The sequence below is a fragment of the Roseovarius mucosus DSM 17069 genome, assembly GCF_000768555.3.
GTDB classification, from domain to species: domain Bacteria; phylum Pseudomonadota; class Alphaproteobacteria; order Rhodobacterales; family Rhodobacteraceae; genus Roseovarius; species Roseovarius mucosus.
In genome coordinates, this window is the sequence record NZ_KN293980.1 from 177,031 (window position 1) to 195,111 (window position 18,081).

At 64.6% G+C, this 18,081-nt stretch carries 13 protein-coding genes; 8 read left to right on the forward strand and 5 right to left on the reverse strand.

The window, feature by feature from the left end; all coding sequences use genetic code 11:
• Positions 1 to 73: 73 nt before the first annotated feature.
• Entirely contained in the window at positions 74 to 364 is a 291-nt protein-coding gene (locus ROSMUC_RS11935; RefSeq protein ID WP_037273317.1) for a type II toxin-antitoxin system Phd/YefM family antitoxin, read from the forward strand.
• Here ROSMUC_RS11935 and ROSMUC_RS11940 read toward each other — a convergent pair.
• Entirely contained in the window at positions 327 to 1,562 is a 1,236-nt protein-coding gene (locus ROSMUC_RS11940; protein ID WP_037273319.1) for a urate hydroxylase PuuD, read from the reverse strand. The two genes, ROSMUC_RS11935 and ROSMUC_RS11940, sit on opposite strands and share 38 nt — an antisense overlap.
• Positions 1,563 to 1,710: 148 nt before the next feature.
• Here ROSMUC_RS11940 and ROSMUC_RS11945 point away from each other — a divergent pair, with 148 nt between their 5' ends.
• Entirely contained in the window at positions 1,711 to 3,108 is a 1,398-nt protein-coding gene (locus ROSMUC_RS11945) for a helix-turn-helix domain-containing protein (RefSeq protein ID WP_037273322.1), read from the forward strand.
• Positions 3,109 to 3,113: 5 nt separating this feature from the next.
• On the opposite strand, the gene ROSMUC_RS11950 is transcribed toward ROSMUC_RS11945, so the two are convergent.
• Both ROSMUC_RS11950 and torT read right to left on the reverse strand, forming a co-directional pair.
• On the reverse strand, positions 3,114 to 5,141 hold the full coding sequence (locus ROSMUC_RS11950; RefSeq protein ID WP_037273324.1) for a glycosyltransferase: 2,028 nt from the start codon (positions 5,139 to 5,141) through the stop codon (positions 3,114 to 3,116).
• A 162-nt stretch (positions 5,142 to 5,303) separates the two neighbouring features.
• Positions 5,304 to 6,350, reverse strand: a complete 1,047-nt coding sequence (torT, locus tag ROSMUC_RS11955; RefSeq protein ID WP_037273326.1) for a TMAO reductase system periplasmic protein TorT — start codon at positions 6,348 to 6,350, stop codon at positions 5,304 to 5,306.
• A gap of 78 nt (positions 6,351 to 6,428) precedes the next feature.
• On the opposite strand from torT, the gene ROSMUC_RS21370 reads away from it, so the two are divergent.
• Together ROSMUC_RS21370 and ROSMUC_RS21375 are read left to right on the forward strand one after the other, a co-directional pair.
• Positions 6,429 to 7,580, forward strand: coding sequence for a hypothetical protein (locus tag ROSMUC_RS21370; protein WP_245875170.1), 1,152 nt, complete (start codon positions 6,429 to 6,431; stop codon positions 7,578 to 7,580).
• On the forward strand, positions 7,552 to 9,345 hold the full coding sequence (locus ROSMUC_RS21375; protein WP_245875183.1) for an ATP-binding protein: 1,794 nt from the start codon (positions 7,552 to 7,554) through the stop codon (positions 9,343 to 9,345). Before ROSMUC_RS21370 ends, ROSMUC_RS21375 begins: the two co-directional genes overlap by 29 nt.
• On the opposite strand, the gene ROSMUC_RS11965 is transcribed toward ROSMUC_RS21375, so the two are convergent.
• On the reverse strand, positions 9,318 to 10,019 hold the full coding sequence (locus ROSMUC_RS11965) for a response regulator (protein WP_037273327.1): 702 nt from the start codon (positions 10,017 to 10,019) through the stop codon (positions 9,318 to 9,320). The two genes, ROSMUC_RS21375 and ROSMUC_RS11965, sit on opposite strands and share 28 nt — an antisense overlap.
• 160 nt (positions 10,020 to 10,179) lie before the next feature.
• On the opposite strand from ROSMUC_RS11965, the gene ROSMUC_RS11970 reads away from it, so the two are divergent.
• From ROSMUC_RS11970 to ROSMUC_RS11985, 4 genes are all read left to right on the forward strand, one after another.
• The gene (locus ROSMUC_RS11970; protein ID WP_037273329.1) at positions 10,180 to 11,121 is read left to right on the forward strand and encodes an ABC transporter substrate-binding protein; all 942 of its coding nucleotides are present in this window, start codon (positions 10,180 to 10,182) and stop codon (positions 11,119 to 11,121) included.
• Between the two features lie 73 nt (positions 11,122 to 11,194).
• Entirely contained in the window at positions 11,195 to 12,226 is a 1,032-nt protein-coding gene (locus tag ROSMUC_RS11975) for a quaternary amine ABC transporter ATP-binding protein (protein ID WP_037273332.1), read from the forward strand.
• Positions 12,223 to 14,178 carry an ABC transporter permease gene (locus tag ROSMUC_RS11980; protein ID WP_037273333.1) on the forward strand — a complete coding sequence of 652 codons (1,956 nt, stop codon included), beginning with the start codon at positions 12,223 to 12,225 and terminating at the stop codon, positions 14,176 to 14,178. The genes ROSMUC_RS11975 and ROSMUC_RS11980 overlap by 4 nt, the downstream gene beginning before the upstream one ends.
• Positions 14,179 to 14,353: 175 nt before the next feature.
• Positions 14,354 to 16,645 carry an arginine/lysine/ornithine decarboxylase gene (locus ROSMUC_RS11985; RefSeq protein WP_037273336.1) on the forward strand — a complete coding sequence of 764 codons (2,292 nt, stop codon included), beginning with the start codon at positions 14,354 to 14,356 and terminating at the stop codon, positions 16,643 to 16,645.
• A 9-nt stretch (positions 16,646 to 16,654) separates the two neighbouring features.
• Here ROSMUC_RS11985 and ROSMUC_RS11990 read toward each other — a convergent pair whose 3' ends face one another.
• The gene (locus ROSMUC_RS11990; RefSeq protein ID WP_037273337.1) at positions 16,655 to 18,001 is read right to left on the reverse strand and encodes a glutamine synthetase family protein; all 1,347 of its coding nucleotides are present in this window, start codon (positions 17,999 to 18,001) and stop codon (positions 16,655 to 16,657) included.
• Positions 18,002 to 18,081: the final 80 nt, after the last annotated feature.

Sequence of the window (18,081 nt, forward strand, 5' to 3'; positions counted from 1 at the left end):
GCGCGCCGGGCGCAACGATTTCTTAACCCCCGTCTGGCAGGGTGGTCGGATCAGGCAAGGCATGAGGCGGGCGATGTATGACGAGATGCCGATCAACCGGGTGCGGACCCTGCTGCGCCGGGTGGTGGATCATCTGGCAACGGGTGGTCAGCGTGTGATGGTGCTGCGCAACGGGGTGCCGGTGGCGGGCCTTGTTTCGGTCAGCGATCTGAAGGCGCTGGAGACGGCGGATCAGGCACGGATGGAACATCATGCGCTGAGAGCGCAGGCGCGGTTGCGGGACATCGGCTGGTTGAAGGCCGGGCTTGATTCGGCGCGCTATGAGGTCAGGGCGCGGCACGGCCCGCCTGATACCAGGCGATGAGGGTGGCGCGCTCCGCAGGCTCCATTGCGGTGAGGTTGGCCGGCGGCATGGCGGTGCTGAGCCCGGCATGAAGATAGAGCGCGCGGGCCTGACGGGCGAGGTCGGCCGGGGTTTCGAGAATCACGCCCTTGGGGGCGTGAATCATGCCGGGCCAGAGCGGTTCGGCGGCATGGCACATGGCGCAGCGCAGGGCGACGATCTCTTGCACCGTGTCAAAGCCGGGGGCCTTGGTCAGGCGGAGCTGGGCTGGGCTGAGGCTTGCGGTTTTCGAAGGAGTGTCTGCGTTGGTTGAGGCGCCCAGTGTAGAGAGCCAGACGATCGCGGCGAAGATCAGCGCGGTCACGCCCCAGGCCCACCAGGGCCGTCCGCGCCGGGCGTGCAGCGTGTTGAAAAAATGCCGGATGGTGACGCCCATCAGGAACACGAGGGCGGCGATCAGCCAGTTGTACGGCGTGGCAAAGGCGAGCGGGTAATGGTTCGAGAGCATCAGGAAGATGACAGGCAGGGTGAGGTAGTTGTTATGGGTCGAGCGCAGCTTGGCGATCTGGCCATAGCGCGCCTCGGGGGTGCGCCCGGCGCGCAGATCGGCGACCACGATGCGCTGGTTGGGCATGATGACGAGAAAGACATTGGCGGTCATGATCGTGGCGGTGAAGGCCCCGAGATGCAGCATCATGGCGCGGCCGGTAAAGACCTGCGCATAGGCCCAGCCCATCGCGGTCAGCAGCGCGAAGAGCAGGAGCATGAGCAGGGTGGGCCGGGCGGCAAGCCGCGACTTGCAGAGGTGGTCGTAGATCAGCCAGCCGAGCCCCAGCGAGCCCGCCGAAAGGGTGATGCCCTGCGTCGGGCTGAGCGGGCTGTCGGCACTGAGCAGGAAGAGATCGGCGGAGGCCCAATAGACCAGCATCAGCAGGGCCGCGCCCGACAGCCAGGTGGCGTAACTCTCCCATTTGAACCAGGTCAGGTGGTCGGGCATCTGCGCGGGTGCCACGAGATACTTGCGGATGTGGTAAAATCCGCCGCCATGCACCTGCCATTCCTCGCCCTGCGTGCCCGGGGGAAGGTCGGGCGCGCGGCGCAGCCCGAGATCGAGGGCGATGAAGTAAAAGGAGGTTCCGATCCAGGCCATGGCGGTGACGACATGCAGCCAGCGGGCGGCAAACCCGGCCCATTCGAGAAGGATCGCCGGGTCCGGCATCTGCGCGCGCTCCTCTTGGTGCTGTGTGTCAGGGTCAGCTTAGCGGTTGTGGCGGCGCTGTCCATGGGGCTGCGCGCGGCGGGGGATTGCCCGCGCGTCTTTGCAAATGTAGTCTGGCGCGCATGCGAAGTTGCAAAGGGTGCGCGCCATGGCAATCCAGAAACTCTATGCCGGGGCCAAGCTGCGCGAGACGCGGCAGAGACTGGGCCTGACGCAAAAGGATTTCGCGGGCAAGCTGGGCGTGTCGCTGCCCTATCTCAACCAGATGGAGAACAACAACCGGCCCGTGAGCACGACGGTGGTTCTGGCGCTGGCGCAGGAATTCGGCTTCGACGTCACCGAATTGAGCACGGGCGATGCCGAGCGGATGGTGAGCGACATGCGCGAGGCGCTGGCCGATCCGGTGTTTGGCGACGATCCGCCGCCGCTGGCCGATCTGCGGCTGACGGCCTCCAATGCGCCGGCGCTGGCGCGGGCGTTTCTGGAGTTGCACAGCGCCTATCGCCAGACCCACGAGCGATTGGCGAGTCTGGACGAGGCGCTGGGGCGCGAGGATGCGCGCAACCAGACAAGCCCCTGGGACGAGGTGCGCGATTTCTTTCATTATTGCGACAATTACATAGATGCGGTGGATCATGCCGCAGAGCGATTTGCCGAAGCGGGCGGCGGGCAGGGGATTTCGGATCTGGCCTGCGCGCGCCTTGCGGGGCTGGGCATCACGGTGGTCGAGGCGGACACGGCGCGATTGCGCCATTACGACCGCACCGCCGGGGTTTTGACGCTGTCGTCGCGCGCGGCCCCCGAGAGCCGGCGGTTTCAGCTCTTGTTGCAACTGGCGCTGGTGACGCAGGATCAATTGCTGGAGGCGACGCTGGATTTCGCGCGGTTTCAGTCGGAGGCGGCGCGGTCGATCGCCAAGATCGGGCTGGCCAATTATTTCGCGGGGGCGGCGATGATGCCCTATGGCCGGTTTCTGGCGGCGGCACAGGAGGTGCGGCACGATCTGGAGGTTTTGGCGCATCGGTTCGGGGCCTCTATCGAACAGGTCTGTCACCGCCTCTCGACCTTGCAGCGGCCGGGGGCCAAGGGGATTCCGTTTTTCTTCGTGCGGGTCGATCAGGCGGGCACGATCACCAAGCGGCATTCGGCGACGCGGTTGCAATTCGCGCGGTTCGGGGGGGCCTGCCCGCTCTGGAATGTGCATCGCGCCTTCGAGACGCCGGGGCGGTTTTTGCGGCAACTGGCCGAGACGCCGGACGGGGTGCGCTACATCAGCCTTGCGCGCGATGTGTCGAAACCGGGGGGCAGTTTTGGCGCGCCGGTGCGGCGGTTTGCCATTGCGCTGGGCTGCGAGGTGAAGCACGCGGGCGAATTGGTCTATGCCGACGATCTGGATGTGAGCCACGCGCGGGCGTTCGAGCCGATCGGCATTTCCTGCCGGATTTGCGAGCGGGCGGAGTGTCATCAACGCTCGGTGCCGCCGCTGGAGCGGCGGCTACAGGTGACACCGGACGAGCGCGGCGTGCTGCCCTATCGTGTGGGCTAGCGCGCTCAGAGGCTGTCGATGAAGCGTTCGGCGACGCGCGGCTTGATCTCGCCTCGGTCGACCAGAAGTTCGAGGCAGCGCAGGGTGACGTCGGTGAAGCCGTAACAGGTATCGCAAAGCAGCGCGATCTTGCGCAGGGCGTCGTTGTCGAGCGTATCGGGGCGGGAGAGATCACGCAGGTAGAGGATGTCGCCGTCGAGCATCTGCTGCGGTGTGGCATCCTCGATCCGGCCCAGCCAGCGAGAGCGCAGGAGACGTTTCTCGATATGCAGGAAGGAGTGGGGCACCAGCCCGTGCGCCTGAAGCAGGCGGTCTATCTCGCCGAAGGAGGGCTGGTTGTCGTAGAGGGGAAAGAAATTGACCTCGCTCTGCACGGCCAGCGTTTGCGAGAGCGCGGTTTGGGCGTGGGTGAAGATCATCGCTTCGGCACCCTGCACGTCGATCTTGAGGAAATCGACATGGCCGATGCCGTCGATCTCGTCGAGTTTGCGGCTGGGAAGGTCGACATGGCCTGTGGGGCGTGCGGCGCGGCGCAGGCCGAGCAGGTGGTCGAGCGTCGGCTGGCGGATTTCGAGGAGCGAGGCCAGGCCGGAGCCGCGGTAGAGGTTGAGGCGATGGGTCTCTCCGTCGCCCACGACATCGGGGAAATAGGTCTCGTGCGGGGATTTGCGGGCGTTGAGGGCGGCGAGCGCTTCGGGCTGGGGTTCAAATCCGGTGACATGGGCGTGACCGGCGGCCAGAAGCTCTTTGTAGGGGGCGTCGTGGTTCATCGGGTTGGCCCCGATGTCGAGGATGCGCAGGGGATCAGTGAGACCCAGAGTGCGCGTGAGGTCGGCAAGGCGCTGCTGCGCGCGCACCTCAGGCGAGGGGGTGTTGCGGGGCGGGGCGATGGGGGTGGGCTGTACCGCGTGCAGGCTGGCCCCGGTGCCGTCGCGCAGGTCGGCAAGCACCTGCATCATCTGGGCGGCGACGCGCGCCGGGGCGCGGTCCTCGGCGAGGGCAAAGGCCGCCGCGCGGCGGGTGCGCAATTCGTCATCAGGCATCTCGACCAGCCGGGTCATCATCCGCAAGAGGGCGCGCGGCGCGCCAGGATCATAGAGCAGGTCGTGGTTTTCCGGGGCGACATGCGCGCGCAGCGCCTCGGTATCGGGACCGATCACCGGCAGGCCAAAACCCTGCGCCAGCATCACCGAGCCGGAGGTGAAGAGATTGTTGAAAGGGGCCACGAAGACCTGCGCGCGGGCAAAGATGCCGGCCACGTCCTCATCCGGCACGGCCTCGTCGGTGATCTCGACCGCGGGTGCATCGGTGAGGCCGCGAAAGAGCTTTTGATGGCTGCGCGCCGCGCGGCCGCAGAGATGCAGGTGAAACGGCACCTCGCGCCGGATCAGCACGCGGGCGGTATCGACGAGCGTATCCAACCCCTTGTTGGCGCGAAAGGCCCCGAAGAAGAGAAAGGCGCGCGCGTCGCAGTCTGGCAGGTCGCGGGCAAGACTGGTGGCGGCGGGTTCGTATTGGCCCAGATAACTGGGGTGGGGAATGATGCGCAGGCGGGTGGGGTCGATCCCCCAGTCGCTTTGCATGTGCAGGGCGGCATCGGGGGTGTGAACATGCACCAGATCGGCGAGGTCCACGACGCGGGCGCGCGCGGCGCGAAAGGTCTCGGGGTCCATGTCGCGATGCGGGCTGCGGTTGTGCACGGTCCAGAGGATGCGGCCCCCCCCGGCCTTGAACGCCGCGAGCGCCGCCAAGTCGCGCTCGGCCTCGCTGGCATTGGCGGCGCTGTCGCGGGAGCGGCCAAAGATCAGGTCATCCCAGTGCAGGTGCAAGAGGCGGTGCCCCTCGGCGAGCAGGCGGGGCAGATCGGTGATCTCGGTCTTGGCCAGAGGTTCTGGGCGAAAACCGGCCTCGTCTGCGGCGTAGATCAGGTGCTGGTAGGGATTGCCGCGCGACATCGGAAGATTGAGGACGGCGGCCGGTTCTGCCGCGACCGGTCGGGCGGCAGCTTTCTTGATCGTTGCGCTTTTTGCCATGCTCTGCCTCTTGCCCAAGACGTACCAATTACGACGGCGGCGCCGGGATCAGCTGGATCTGGCGGGTCAAGAGACGGCGCGTTTTGCGCCGCGCTGCCCGCTTTGGTCCCTGCTTTGGCCCCGTCGTCCGACCCTGTCGCCATGATGACTGCAAGTCGCGTGCTAGTCCAGTTCGAACACGGGGATAAAGCTGGCGGGGGCCAGTGTTTCGGCGAGGTCGGTATTGCCGACCATGTCGGGGGTCACAAGCTGAATCCGGGGGCCGGCGTGGCGTGTATCAAGCGTGCCCTCGATGGCGCGCACGGCCATTTCGATGGCGAGTTTGCCCTGCATGATCGGGAAATCGGTGGGCGCGGCGAGAATGCGGCCCCGGCGGATGCCGCGAAAGACCGCGTGGCTCATGTAATCCGAGACGATGTTGATCCGGCCTTCGAGTCCGCGCGCGCGCAGGATCGACACGGCAACTTCGGCGGTGGGGGCGCTGCCGACGATGTAGTCGATCTCGATCCCGCTATCGAGCGTTTCCTCGACCAGCGTCACCTGAATTTCGCGGCCCGTGTCGCCGAATTTGGTCAGCACGATTTCTGCCGCGCTGTTGGCGATGGCGTCGCGAAAGCCTGCCTCGACAAAGCCGACCCAACCGGCGCCCTCGGGGCCGGGAAACCATGCGAGCCGCACCGGGGCGCTGCCCTTTGGGTGGCGGTCTGCGATGAAGCGGCCGGTGATGGCACCCATGTCATACCACGACACCGCCGCCTTGGCGGCGATGCCGGGGTCGGCGATGTCATTGACGGCGGCGATGACCGGCACCTCTTGCGAGAGCGCCTGAACCGTGGGGGTCAGCCCCTCGAAGGACACGGTGCCCACCACGAGGGCGTCGGCCCCTTGGGTCACGCAATCGCTGATCTGTTCGATCTGGCGGTCGAGATTGGGATAACCGCCCGCCTCGACCAGACGAAAGCCCACGCCGAGGCGCTGGGCCTCTTCGACCATGCCGTAATTGACCGAGAGCCAATAGGCGTCCTTGAGATGGGGATAGGAGACGCAGATCGTCCAGGGCGAGGCGGCACGGTCGAGCGGTTGATAGGTGAGCGGGCGCGCCGGGCTGGTATAGTCGAAAGGCACGGTATGGGTTTGCAGCGCCCATGGATCTGCGGCGAGGGGCAGGGGGGCCAGAAGCGCCAGCATACAGGCGATTATTCTTTGCATGAAACGCTCACTCCTCTGCGGAAATTACTATAGACTGTCGCGGATGGACTGCAACATGGGCGGAGCGGGAAGGGCCGGATGAAGAGCAGAACCGGATTGGGCGCGCGCCTGTTGGCGGCGTTTCTCGTGATTGCCGGGCTGCCTGCGCTGGCGGGGTTTTTTGGCTGGTTCGAGCTGCGCGATGTGACGCGGGCGCAACAGCAGCTTTATGATAGGTCGATCCCGGTTCTGTCGGATATGCGGCGCTTTACCGAGGAAAGTTCGGCGATCATCACGGTGGCACCGGAACTGGCGGCGGTGGATGACGAGGCGGCGCGGCGCGACCGGGCGGCCTATCTGGGCGCGCGGGTGGCGGCGCTTTCGGATCATCTGAGCCGGTTTCAGGCGGAGCATGGTGGCGGCAGCGGCGGCGAGTTGACCCGTGCCGTGGTGGCGATGGAGGCGGGGATTGCCGAGCTTGACCGGCTGGTCAAGCAACGCCTGTCACTGGTGCAGGCGCGGCGCGAAGGGCTGGACCGCGCGCTTGGGGCGACGCAGGCCTTGCTCAATATGGCCGATACATTGGTGGCCAATGCCGAGATGAGCACGGCGGCGGTGATCTCGAACCTCTATGACGACGAACCGGGGCAGGCGCAGCATCTGACGACGCTGGACAAGCTGATCGAGGTCGATCTCTTCGAGTTGGGGTTGATGTTCGAATTGCGTTCGCGCACGGCGGAAATCGGGCTCTTGTTCAACCGGATTGCCGGGCTGAGCGATGCGGGCGATCTGGCCCCGATCCGCGCCACGCTGGGGGAGCGGACCGAGATTGTCGCGCGGCGCGTGGCGGCGATCCGCGATCCGGGGCGCGCGGCGCAGGCGCAGACCCTGCTGGCCACGATCCTCACGCTGAGCGATCCGGCGGGGCCGGGGGGGCTGTTGGGATTGACCGAGGGCATTCTGGGGGCTCGATGGCCGGATCGAGAGCGCGCAGGCGGCGCTGCGGGTGTCGGCGGACGGGTTGCATGTGGCGGTGACGGATCTGGCGAGCCGGGTGCAGGCGGAGGCGCAGCGCGCCGGGGCGGCCTCGCTCGAGGTGATCCGGGCGACGCGGTGGCGCAGCGCGGGTGCGGCGGGTGTCGCGCTCTTGCTGTCGCTGGCGGTGCTGTGGTTCTACGTGCGCGGCAATATCTCGCGGCGGTTGGACAATCTGTCGGATATGATGACGCGGCTGGCGGCGGGGCAGCTTGATATGCGCGTGGCCCCGCGCGGCAGTGACGAGATTGCGGGCATGGAGCGCGCCGTCGAGGTGTTTCGCCAGCAGGCCATCGCCAACCGCAGTCTGGAGGAGGCGCGGCGGCGCAACGAGGAGGAACTGGCGCGGCATCGCAATGCCTTGCAGGAGCTGGTGGCGGAAAAGACCGAGGCGTTGCGCGGCGAGGTCGAGGCGCATGCGGTGGCGCGGCAAAAGGCAGAGGCGGCGGATCGGGCGAAATCGGAATTCCTGGCCATGATGAGCCACGAGATACGCACGCCGATGAACGGGGTTCTGGGGATGCTGCGCAACCTGTCGGCAGAGGGGTTGGCGGAGGCGCAGTTGGAGCAATTGCGCGCGGCGCGCGCCTCGGGCGAGAGCCTGCTTACGATCCTCAACGACATCCTGAGCTATTCCAAGACGGAATTGAGCGGCGCGCATCTGGAGCGGGTGGTGTTTTCGGTGGCGGAGGTGATGCATGTAATCGTGACCCTGCTGGAGCCGGGCGCGCGGGAGAAGGGGATCGTGCTGTGCCTTGATCTGCCCGAGGATGCGCCTGCGGCGGTGATGGGCGACATGGCCAAGCTGCGGCAGATCCTGTTCAACCTTGTCTCGAACGCGGTCAAGTTCACCGAAGAGGGCGAGGTGGTCTTGCGGCTGCGGGTGCGGTCCGCGGGGGCGGGACGGGTCACGCTGATCCTTGAGGTGAGCGATACCGGCAAGGGGATTTCGGCGCAGGCGCGGCAGCGTATTTTCGAGGCCTTCGAGCAGGAGGACGGGCTGACGGCGCGGCGCTATGGCGGCACCGGGCTTGGCCTTGCGATCTGTCGCAAGTTCGCGGAGGTGATGGGTGGCGCGCTGAGTGTCGAGAGCACGCCGCATGTGGGGTCGGTGTTTACCTTCATGGCGGATTTCGATCTGGCCGATCCGGCGCTCTTGGCCGAGAGCGTGCCGGAATGGGTGCCGGAGCGGGGGGGACGCAGTCTGCATGCGCTGATTGTCGAGGATCACAGCGTCAACCAGATGGTCGCGCGCAGCTATCTGGAGCGGATGGGGCATACGGCGGTCTGTGTGGGCAGCGCCGAGGAGGCGTTGGACCTGCTGACACGCGAGCGGTTCGATCTGGTGCTGATGGATGTGAACCTGCCGGGCCTGTCAGGGACCGAGGCCACGCGGCGGCTGCGAGCGCGGCCCGAGGGGCGGGACCTGCCGGTGATCGGCATTTCCGCGCATGTGCAGGAGGAAGAGGTGGCGGAGCAACTGGATGCGGGCATGGATTGTTTCGTGGCCAAGCCGGTATCGCCTGAGCGCCTGGCAGCAGCGATTGCGCAGGTGACGGGCGGGCAGCGGCGCGGCGTGTTCCTGTCGCCGCGGTCGGCCGCGCGGGTCACGGCGCGCGCGCGCGATGTGCTGGGCGGGATGCTGGCCGATCTGGGGCCGGAGCAGACGGTGGCGGCGATCCGGCTTTATCTTGATGGGCTGGCAGAAGAGGCGCAGGGGCTGGCGGCGGCGGTTGCGGCAGAGGATGCCGCGCGCGTGGCCAAGGTGGCGCACCGGATGAAGGGCGCGGCGGGCAATTTCAGCCTGCCGGGCCTGAGTGCGGTGTTGCGCGCGGTGGAAGAGGCGGCGCGTGCTGGCGACGCGGCGGCGATCCGGGCGAACATGGCCGATCTGCCGGGCGAGATTGCAGCGGCGCGGGCCACGCTGTTGCGGGCTGTGGAGGGGCTGATGCCTCAGTCCAAGGTGGCGGTGAACACGTAGCCTTCGCCATGGGCGGTGGTGATGAGGCGCGGCGCGCCGGGGTCTTCTTCGAGCTTGGTGCGCAGGCGGCGGATGATCACATCGACCGTGCGGGCATCTGGATGCTCTTGGCGGTGGGTGATCATGGTCATCAAGCGCTCGCGGCTGAGCACCGCGCCGGGATGGCGCAAGAGTTCGGCCAGCACCTCGTATTCGGCGCGGGTGAGGCGGATGGGCTGGCCATCGGGGCCGGTCAACTGGCGCGTGGCAAAGGCAAAGGTGAAACCGTGAAAGCGCAGGGTCTGGCGCGAGAGGCGGCGCTGCACCTCTGTCCGGCGCAGGAGGTTCTTGATCCGCGCCAGCAATTCGCGGCGATTGAAGGGTTTGCAGACGTAATCATCTGCCCCCAGTTCCAGCCCGACGATGCGGTCCACGTCGTCACTGAGGCTGGTGGTGAGAATGATGCCGATATCCGAGCGCGCGCGCTGTTCGCGGGTGATCTGAAGCCCGTCCTTGCCATCGAGCGTGATGTCCACGAGCAAGAGATCGGCGCGGTCGCTGTCGAGCATCGTCTCGGCGCGTTCGGCGCTGTCAAAGGCGGTGACGGTATAGCCATGGGACGTCAGATACTCCGCCAGCGTGGTGCGGGTGACGGGCTCATCCTCGATGATGACGATATGGGCGGGTCTGGCCACCGTGGCACTCTCTGCGTGGTTTCCTCCTGTTAATATTTTTTCACAATTAAGTCCAGTTCGTTCATGCCGCCCCTCTGACGTGTTCATATCCGATCCGTAAGCTTCTCTCACCAAAGCCCGGGAAACGGGCGGGAACATGTAACACAGGGAGTTTTCTAGAATGACACGACGTTTGCGACTGATCGGTGGGGCCGCCGTGCTGGCTATGGCCGCGACCGGAGCCTTGGCGGATTCCGAAGATCCGATCGTTATCCCCATTCACAACTGGTCGAGCCAGATCGTGATGAGCCATGTGGTTGGCCAGATTTTCGAATCCATGGGCAACAATGTGGAATATGTCTCGACCGACAGCCAGTCGGTTTACGAGTCGGTGCGTCTGGGCGATGTGGCGCTGGAGCTTGAGGTCTGGGAAGGCGCATTTGGCGCGTCGTTCCGCGCCGCGCTGGAAAAGGGCGGCTTGCATGATGCGGGCGATCACAACGCGGTCACGCGCGAGGATTGGTGGTATCCGATGTGGACCAAGGAGGCCTGCCCCGGTCTGCCCGACTGGCAGGCTCTGAATGACTGCGCCGCAGCCTTTGCCACGCCCGAGACCGGCGATGCGGGGCGGTTCCTCGGGGGGCCGGTGGACTGGCTCAAGCATGACCAGGAGCGGGTTGACGGGCTGGGCATGAATTTCAAGGTGGTCAACGCCGGTTCTGCCGCAGCCCTCTGGGCGGAAATCGGCGCCGCTGAAAAGACCAAGAAGCCCATCGTTCTGTTCAACTGGACGCCGAATTTCGCCGAAGCCGTCTGGCCGGGCGAATTCGTCGAGTTCCCCGAGTGGGTGGACGGTTGCGACAAGGACCCGGCGGTCGGGCCGAACCCGGACAAGACCTATGATTGCGGCAATCCCGCGAATGGCTATCTGAAAAAGGCCGCTTGGGACGGGATGAAGGACAAATGGCCGGACGCCTATGAGATGCTGACCAAGATCAGCTTTACCAATCCGCAGATCGCGGAAATGGCCAAGCTGGTGGACATCGACGAGATGGAGCCGGAAGAAGCGGCCGCGCACTGGCTGGAAGAGAACGGCGATGTCTGGAAGGTCTGGATCAACTGATCGAGGCTTGAAATCTGCCCCGCCCGTGGTGCGCCACGGGTGGGGTTTTCCATAACAAACAAGGGGGTGTCGCGTGCCGGTGTCTGAACCCGTGATCTCATGCCGCAATGTCTGGAAACTGTTTGGCCCTTCGCCCGAGGCGTATCTGAGGGGGCTGACGGGCGATCCGGGGTTCGAGGTGATCCGCCAAGCGGGCTATATCTCGGCGGTGCGCGATGTGTCGCTCGATATTGCGCGCGGCGAGATGCTGGTGATCATGGGCCTGTCCGGTTCGGGCAAATCGACGCTGGTGCGGTGTCTCTCGCGGTTGATCGAGATTACCGGCGGCACGGTGTCGGTCGAGGGGCAGGATATTGGCGCGCTGAGCGAGACGCAGTTGATCGAGTTGCGGCGCAACAAGATGGGCATGGTGTTTCAGAGCTTTGGCCTGTTGCCGCATCGCACGGTGCTGGAAAATGTGGCCTTTCCGCTGGAAATGCGCGGTCAGGACCGGGCCACGCGGCGCAAAAGGGCGTTGGAGGTGATCGACCTTGTTGGCCTTGGCGGGCGTGAGGATTATTTCCCGCGCGAATTGTCGGGCGGCCAACAGCAGCGGGTAGGGATTGCCCGAAGCCTCGCCATTGAGCCGGATATCTGGTTTCTGGACGAGCCGTTTTCGGCGCTTGATCCGCTGATCCGGCGCGAGATGCAGGATGAGTTCCTGCGCCTGCAAGGGATGCTGGGCAAGACGATTGTCTTTATCACCCATGATTTCGACGAGGCGTTGCGGTTGGCGGATCGGATTGCCATCATGAAGGACGGCGCGGTCGAGCAATGCGACACGCCCGATCAGATCGTGCTGAACCCGGCCACGGATTATGTGCGCAAGTTCACCGAAGAGATCGAAAAGGCGCGGGTGGTACATGCGGCGGGCCTGGCGCGGCCCATCAACGGCGTGATGCCCGAGGGGCTGCCGGTGGCGGGCAAGAGCACGATCCGCGCGCTGGCGCGGCAGTTGATCGACGATCCGCGCGAGATGTTGCCGGTGGCCGATGAGGCGGGGCGCGTGACCGGTGTGCTGAGCCGCAAGGAGGCGCTCGATGTGCTGCTCGGGGGTCAGGCATGAGCGAGAGTGCCATTCCAAGTGCCCCCGCCACGCGGTTGCGGCTGAGCCCGGCGTGGATAGTTCTGTGTCTGGCGCTCTGTCTGATCCTTGCGCGGCCCTATTTGCCCGAGGGGTTGATGCGCCCGGCGGAGGGGCTGATCCTGCCCTTGGCGGATTGGATCAACGCGCTGTTTACATGGCTGCGCGACGATCTGGGGTTGATCCATGTAACCCGCGCCTTTGCCGACGGGATCGAGTGGCTGCTCGATGTGACGGCGAATATTCTTTATGGCAAGAACCGCTGGCCCCGGATTGGCCCGCTGCCATGGATCGTTGTGGCGCTGAGCGCGGGCTGTCTGGGCTATTGGCTGGGCGGGCTGCGATTGGCGCTGTTGGCGGGGGGCACCTTTGTGTGGATCGCGCTGATGGGGCAATGGAAATGGGCGATGGAGACCCTGTCGGTGATCGTCGTGGCCGCGCCGGTTTCGGTGCTGCTCGGTCTGGTGATGGGCGTGGCGACATGGCGCTGGCGCTGGGTCGAGGCGGTGATGAATCCGGTGCTCAACATCGCGCAATCGCTGCCGCATTTCGCCTATATGATCCCGGTCGTGGTGTTCATCGGGGTGGGCCCCAAGGCGGGGGCGATTGTCACGATCATCTTCTCGGTGCCGCCGATGATCCGCATGACGCTACTCGGGCTGCGCAAGGTGCCGCCCGAGGTGATCGAGAGCGGCAAGATGTGTGGCAGCACGGCTTGGCAGTTGATGACACGGGTGCGTATTCCCACGGCGCGGACCGAGATTCTGGTGGGGGTCAATCAGGTCATCATGCAATGTCTGGCGATGGTGGTGCTGGCCAGTTTCATCGGAATGCCGGGGCTGGGGCAGAAGCTGTTGCAACTGTTGCAGGCGCTCAAGATCGGGCGCTCAATCGAGATTGGCATCACGATCGTTCTCTTGGCCGTGGCGCTGGATCGCTGTTCCAAGGCCTGGGTCGCGTTACAGCCCGTGCATCACGAACCGGGGCTGGGATGGGTCGCGCGGCACCGGGTATTGAGCCTTTGGGCCGCGATGATGGTCGTGGGTTTTGCCCTTTCGGCGGTGGTGCCGTTCTTTGCCGAAGTCGGGCGGGATCAATCGCTGTCGGTGGCGGACCCGCTGGATGCGATGATGTCCTGGGTGATCGTGGCGCTTGATCCGGTCACACAATGGTTGCGGTGGTTCCTGATCACCTGGGTTCTCATTCCGGTGCGCGATACGCTCTTGTGGTTGCCCTATACGGCGGTGCTGGCGCTGGTGGCGGCGGCGGGACTGGCGGTGGGCGGCTGGCGGTCGGCGCTGATCTGCGTGGGCTTTATCGGCTATATCGCGATCACCGGCTGGTGGGATCGGGCGATGATCACGATTTACACCGTGTTGGTGGCGGTTGCGGTCGCGACGAGTTTCGGCTTTCCTCTGGGGATCTGGGCGGCGCGAACCGAGGCGCGGGCCAAGCGGGTCTTGCTGCTGTGTGACAGTCTCCAGACCTTTCCGAGTTTCATCTACCTCATTCCCGTGATCATGCTCTTTGGCGTCAATGACGTGGCGGTTGTGGGGGCGGTGGTGCTCTTTGCTGCTGTGCCGCTCATCCGGTATACGATCGAGGGGCTGCGGGGCGTGCCCGAGGCGCTGATCGAGGCGGCGGATATGTCGGGGGCGACGCGCGGTCAGAGCCTGTGGCATGTGCGCCTGCCGCTTGCCCTGCCCACCATCATGGTGGGGATCAATCAATCGCTGATGTTCTCGCTGTTCATGGTGATCATCGCGGCCTTTATCGGCACGCAGGATCTGGGTCAGGAAATGCAGCGCGCGCTGAGTTCCACGGATGTGGGCAAGGGCCTTGTTCTGGGGTTTGCCGTGGCCTTTATCGGGCTGGCGGCGGATCATCTGATCAAGAAGATGGCCGAGGGTCGGCGTCGCGCGCTGGGTCTCTGACCGGGCGGGCGGCAGGAGCGCGCGCAAAGCGGTCAAGGCGCGCGCGGCGGGGCTTGACCTTGGGGCGCACAGCAGAAACAACCTGCGCAGAGTCGGATTCCCCGGGCCTTTGGGGGGTCCTGTCGCTATGCTTGGCGTGACCGCCCCTCTGCTGGTCTCCTGAAAGGAGAAGTCCATGAAGTTCCACTTTCCCATTGTCATCATCGACGAAGATTTCCGGTCCGAAAACTCTTCGGGGCTGGGTATCCGGGCCATGGCCAAGGCCATGGAGGACGAGGGATTCGAGGTTCTGGGCGTCACGAGCTATGGGGATTTGTCGCAATTCGCGCAGCAGCAATCGCGCGCCAGCGCCTTTGTCCTGTCGATTGACGACGAGGAGTTCAGCCCCGGCCCCGATATTGATCCGGTGATCACCAACCTGCGCAATTTCGTGCAGGAGGTGCGGCGCAAGAATGCCGATGTGCCGATCTATGTCTATGGCGAGACCAAGACGAGCCGCCACCTGCCCAATGACATCCTGCGCGAATTGCACGGCTTTATTCATGCGTTCGAGGATACGCCGGAATTCGTCGCGCGTCATATCATCCGCGAGGCCAAGATCTATCTGGAGGGCATCCAGCCGCCGTTTTTCCGCGCCTTGCTGGATTACGCCGAGGACGGATCGTATTCGTGGCATTGCCCCGGTCATTCGGGGGGCGTGGCATTCCTCAAGAGCCCGATCGGCCAGATGTATCACCAGTTCTACGGCGAGAACATGCTGCGCGCCGATGTGTGCAATTCGGTCGAGGAACTGGGGCAGCTCTTGGATCACGACGGGGCGATTGGCGCGTCCGAGCGCAATGCCGCGCGGATTTTCAACGCCGATCACTGTTTTTTCGTGACCAACGGCACCAGCACGAGCAACAAGATGGTCTGGCATCACACCGTGGCCCCCGGTGACGTGGTGGTCGTGGACCGCAATTGCCACAAGTCGATCCTGCACAGCATCATCATGACCGGGGCAGTTCCGGTGTTCCTGCGCCCCACGCGCAACAATTTCGGCATCATCGGGCCGATTCCGCGCGGCGAGTTCGAGATTGACGCGATCAAGGCCAAGATCCGCGCCAACCCGCTGTTGGCGGGGGTCGATCCCGATACCGTGAAGCCACGGATCATGACGCTGACGCAATCGACCTATGACGGGGTGCTCTACAACACCGAGGTGATCAAGGATGTGCTCGATGGGTATGTGGACAACCTGCATTTCGACGAGGCGTGGCTACCGCATGCCAGTTTCCATCCGTTCTACAGCAATTTTCACGCGATGGGCCGGTCGCGGGAACGGCCACTGAATTCGGTGACATATGTCACCCAGTCCATTCACAAGCTGCTCGCGGGGATCAGTCAGGCCAGTCATGTTCTGGTGCAGGACAGCCAGACCACCAAGCTGGATCGGCACCTCTTTAACGAGGCCTATCTGATGCACACCAGCACCAGCCCGCAATACAGCATCATCGCGAGTTGCGATGTTGCTGCGGCCATGATGGAGCCGCCGGCGGGCACGGCGTTGGTCGAGGAGAGCATCGCCGAAGCGCTGGATTTCCGGCGGGCCATGCAAAAGGTCGATGCCGAGTTCGGCGAGGACGACTGGTGGTTCCAGGTCTGGGGACCGGATGTTGTGGAGGACGAGGGGATCGGTGCGGCCAAGGATTGGGTGCTCAAGCGCACCGATGCCCATGGCGTGCAGGCCTCGGATGGGGAAGAGTCGTGGCATGACTTCGGCGAGATGGCGCCGGGGTTCAACATGCTCGATCCGATCAAGGCCACGATCATCACCCCCGGCCTCAATCTAGACGGACGGTTCGAGAAGTCGGGGATTCCCGCCTCGATCGTCACGAAATATCTGGCCGAGCATGGGGTCGTGGTTGAAAAGACCGGGCTTTACAGTTTTTTCATCATGTTCACCATCGGCATCACCAAGGGCCGGTGGAACACGCTCTTGACCGCGCTGCAACAGTTCAAGGACGATTACGACAAGAACCAGCCGATGTGGCGCGCGATGCCGGAGTTTTGCGCCAAGCAGCCGCGCTACGAGGGCATGGGGCTAAGGGATCTGTGCCAGCATGTGCATACGCTCTATGCGAAATACGATGTGGCGATCCTGTCGACGGAAATGTACCTGAGCGACCTCACCCCGGCGATGACGCCGAGCGAGGCCTTTGCCCATATCGCGCGGCGCACCACGGAGCGGGTCGCCATCGACGATCTGGAAGGGCGCGTGACCACCAGCCTCGTGACGCCCTATCCGCCGGGTATCCCGCTCTTGATCCCCGGTGAGGTGTTCAACAAGACCATCGTGCAATATCTGCGGTTCAACCGCGAATTCGCCCGCGAATGCCCCGGTTTCGAGACCGACATTCACGGGCTGGTGCAGGAGGTGGGCGAGGATGGCGTGACGCGCTATTTCGCGGATTGCGTGGCGGTCTGAGCGCGGCCGTCACACACTTTCGAGATAGGCGTCATATTCGAAGTCGGTCACGTAGCGGGTGAAGCGCTTGAGTTCCTGCATCTTGCATTCCACCAGCATGGTTTGCAGGCGTCTGGAAAAGATGTCCTGCACGTGTTTGCCGCGGCGAAAGGCCTGAATCGCGGTTGCCCAGTCGAGCGGCAGATTGTCGAGTTTCTGGTTATAGGCGTCGCCGTCGATGGGCGGGTAGGGGGTGAGCCCCTGTTCGATCCCGATGAGCGCGCCGCCGAGGATACTGCCCAGCACGAGGTAAGGGTTGGCGTCGGCGCCCGCGACGCGGTGCTCGATGCGCCGCGCCTTGTGGCTGCCGCCGGGAATGCGGATCGCGGCGGTGCGGTTTTCATAGCCCCAGGAAATGCCGGTAGGCGCATGGGTGCCGGGCAGGAGGCGGCGATAGGAATTCTGGTGGGGCGCGAAGGTGAGCGTGTTTTCGTGCATCGTTTCCAGCAGGCCAGCGACGGCATTGAGCAAGAGCGGTGTGCCGCTATCGCCGCCATTGTCGAAGAGGTTGACGCCGTTTTCATCCACCAGGCTGAAATGCACGTGAAACCCGCTGCCCGAGCGGTCGCCATAAGGCTTGGCCATGAAGGTGGCGGCCATGCCGTGTTTGCGCGCAATGCCGCGCACGAGGCGTTTGAAAAGGACGGCATCGTCGGCGGCCTGTAGCGGGTCGGCGACATGGACCATGTTGATCTCGAACTGACCCGCGCCGTTTTCCGAAATGGCGGCATCGGCGGGGATGCCCTGTTCGTGGCAGGCGTCATAGACATCGTTGAGGAATTCGTCGAAATGTTCGAGCTCGTCGAGCGAGAGCGCGCCGTCGGAATCGAGCCGCTTGCCGGTGACGGGCGAGCACGGCGGGAGCGGCCGCGCCTCGCGCGGGTCGAAGAGATAGAATTCGAGTTCCGTGGCCACGACGGGGGTGAGGCCGCGCGCCTTGTAGCGCTGCACGATATTTGAGAGCGCATGGCGCGGATCGCCGGGAAAGGGCGTGCCATCTTCGGTGTGCATCCAGAACATCACCAGTGCCGAAGGCCGGCTGGTCCAGTTCACCATGACGATGGGGCGCCCGGTATGTTCGCAGATCCCGTCCGAGTCGCCGGTCTCGAACACCAGTTCGTTGTTCTCGATGTCCTCGCCCCAGATGTCGACGCTGAGCACCGAGAGCGGCAGGCGCAGACCGTCATCCATGATCGCCTTGGCCTTTTCGATGGGCAGGCGTTTGCCGCGCATCGCGCCGTTGAGATCGCAAACGCAGGCAAAGACGGATTCGATCTCGGGCCGGTCCTGGAGCCATTGGCGGATATTGGTGGTCATTTTGGGTCTCTTTCTGCCTGTCTGGGCGGGGCCGGGCCGCCGCCCTCTGGCCTCACCTTGTCGCGTCGTCGCGGGGCTGG

Bases quoted from the DNA above. Each gene is read 5' to 3' on its own strand.
- ROSMUC_RS11935 (WP_037273317.1), top strand. From the start codon at position 74: ATGTATGACGAGATGCCGATCAACCGGGTGCGGACCCTGCTGCGCCGG.
- ROSMUC_RS11950 (WP_037273324.1), bottom strand. From the start codon at position 5,141: ATGGCAAAAAGCGCAACGATCAAGAAAGCTGCCGCCCGACCGGTCGCG.
- ROSMUC_RS11985 (WP_037273336.1), top strand. From the start codon at position 14,354: ATGAAGTTCCACTTTCCCATTGTCATCATCGACGAAGATTTCCGGTCC.
- ROSMUC_RS21375 (WP_245875183.1), top strand. From the start codon at position 7,552: ATGACGCGGCTGGCGGCGGGGCAGCTTGATATGCGCGTGGCCCCGCGC.
- ROSMUC_RS11980 (WP_037273333.1), top strand. From the start codon at position 12,223: ATGAGCGAGAGTGCCATTCCAAGTGCCCCCGCCACGCGGTTGCGGCTG.
- torT (WP_037273326.1), bottom strand. From the start codon at position 6,350: ATGCAAAGAATAATCGCCTGTATGCTGGCGCTTCTGGCCCCCCTGCCC.
- ROSMUC_RS11940 (WP_037273319.1), bottom strand. From the start codon at position 1,562: ATGCCGGACCCGGCGATCCTTCTCGAATGGGCCGGGTTTGCCGCCCGC.
- ROSMUC_RS11990 (WP_037273337.1), bottom strand. From the start codon at position 18,001: ATGACCACCAATATCCGCCAATGGCTCCAGGACCGGCCCGAGATCGAA.
- ROSMUC_RS21370 (WP_245875170.1), top strand. From the start codon at position 6,429: ATGAAGAGCAGAACCGGATTGGGCGCGCGCCTGTTGGCGGCGTTTCTC.
- ROSMUC_RS11970 (WP_037273329.1), top strand. From the start codon at position 10,180: ATGACACGACGTTTGCGACTGATCGGTGGGGCCGCCGTGCTGGCTATG.
- ROSMUC_RS11945 (WP_037273322.1), top strand. From the start codon at position 1,711: ATGGCAATCCAGAAACTCTATGCCGGGGCCAAGCTGCGCGAGACGCGG.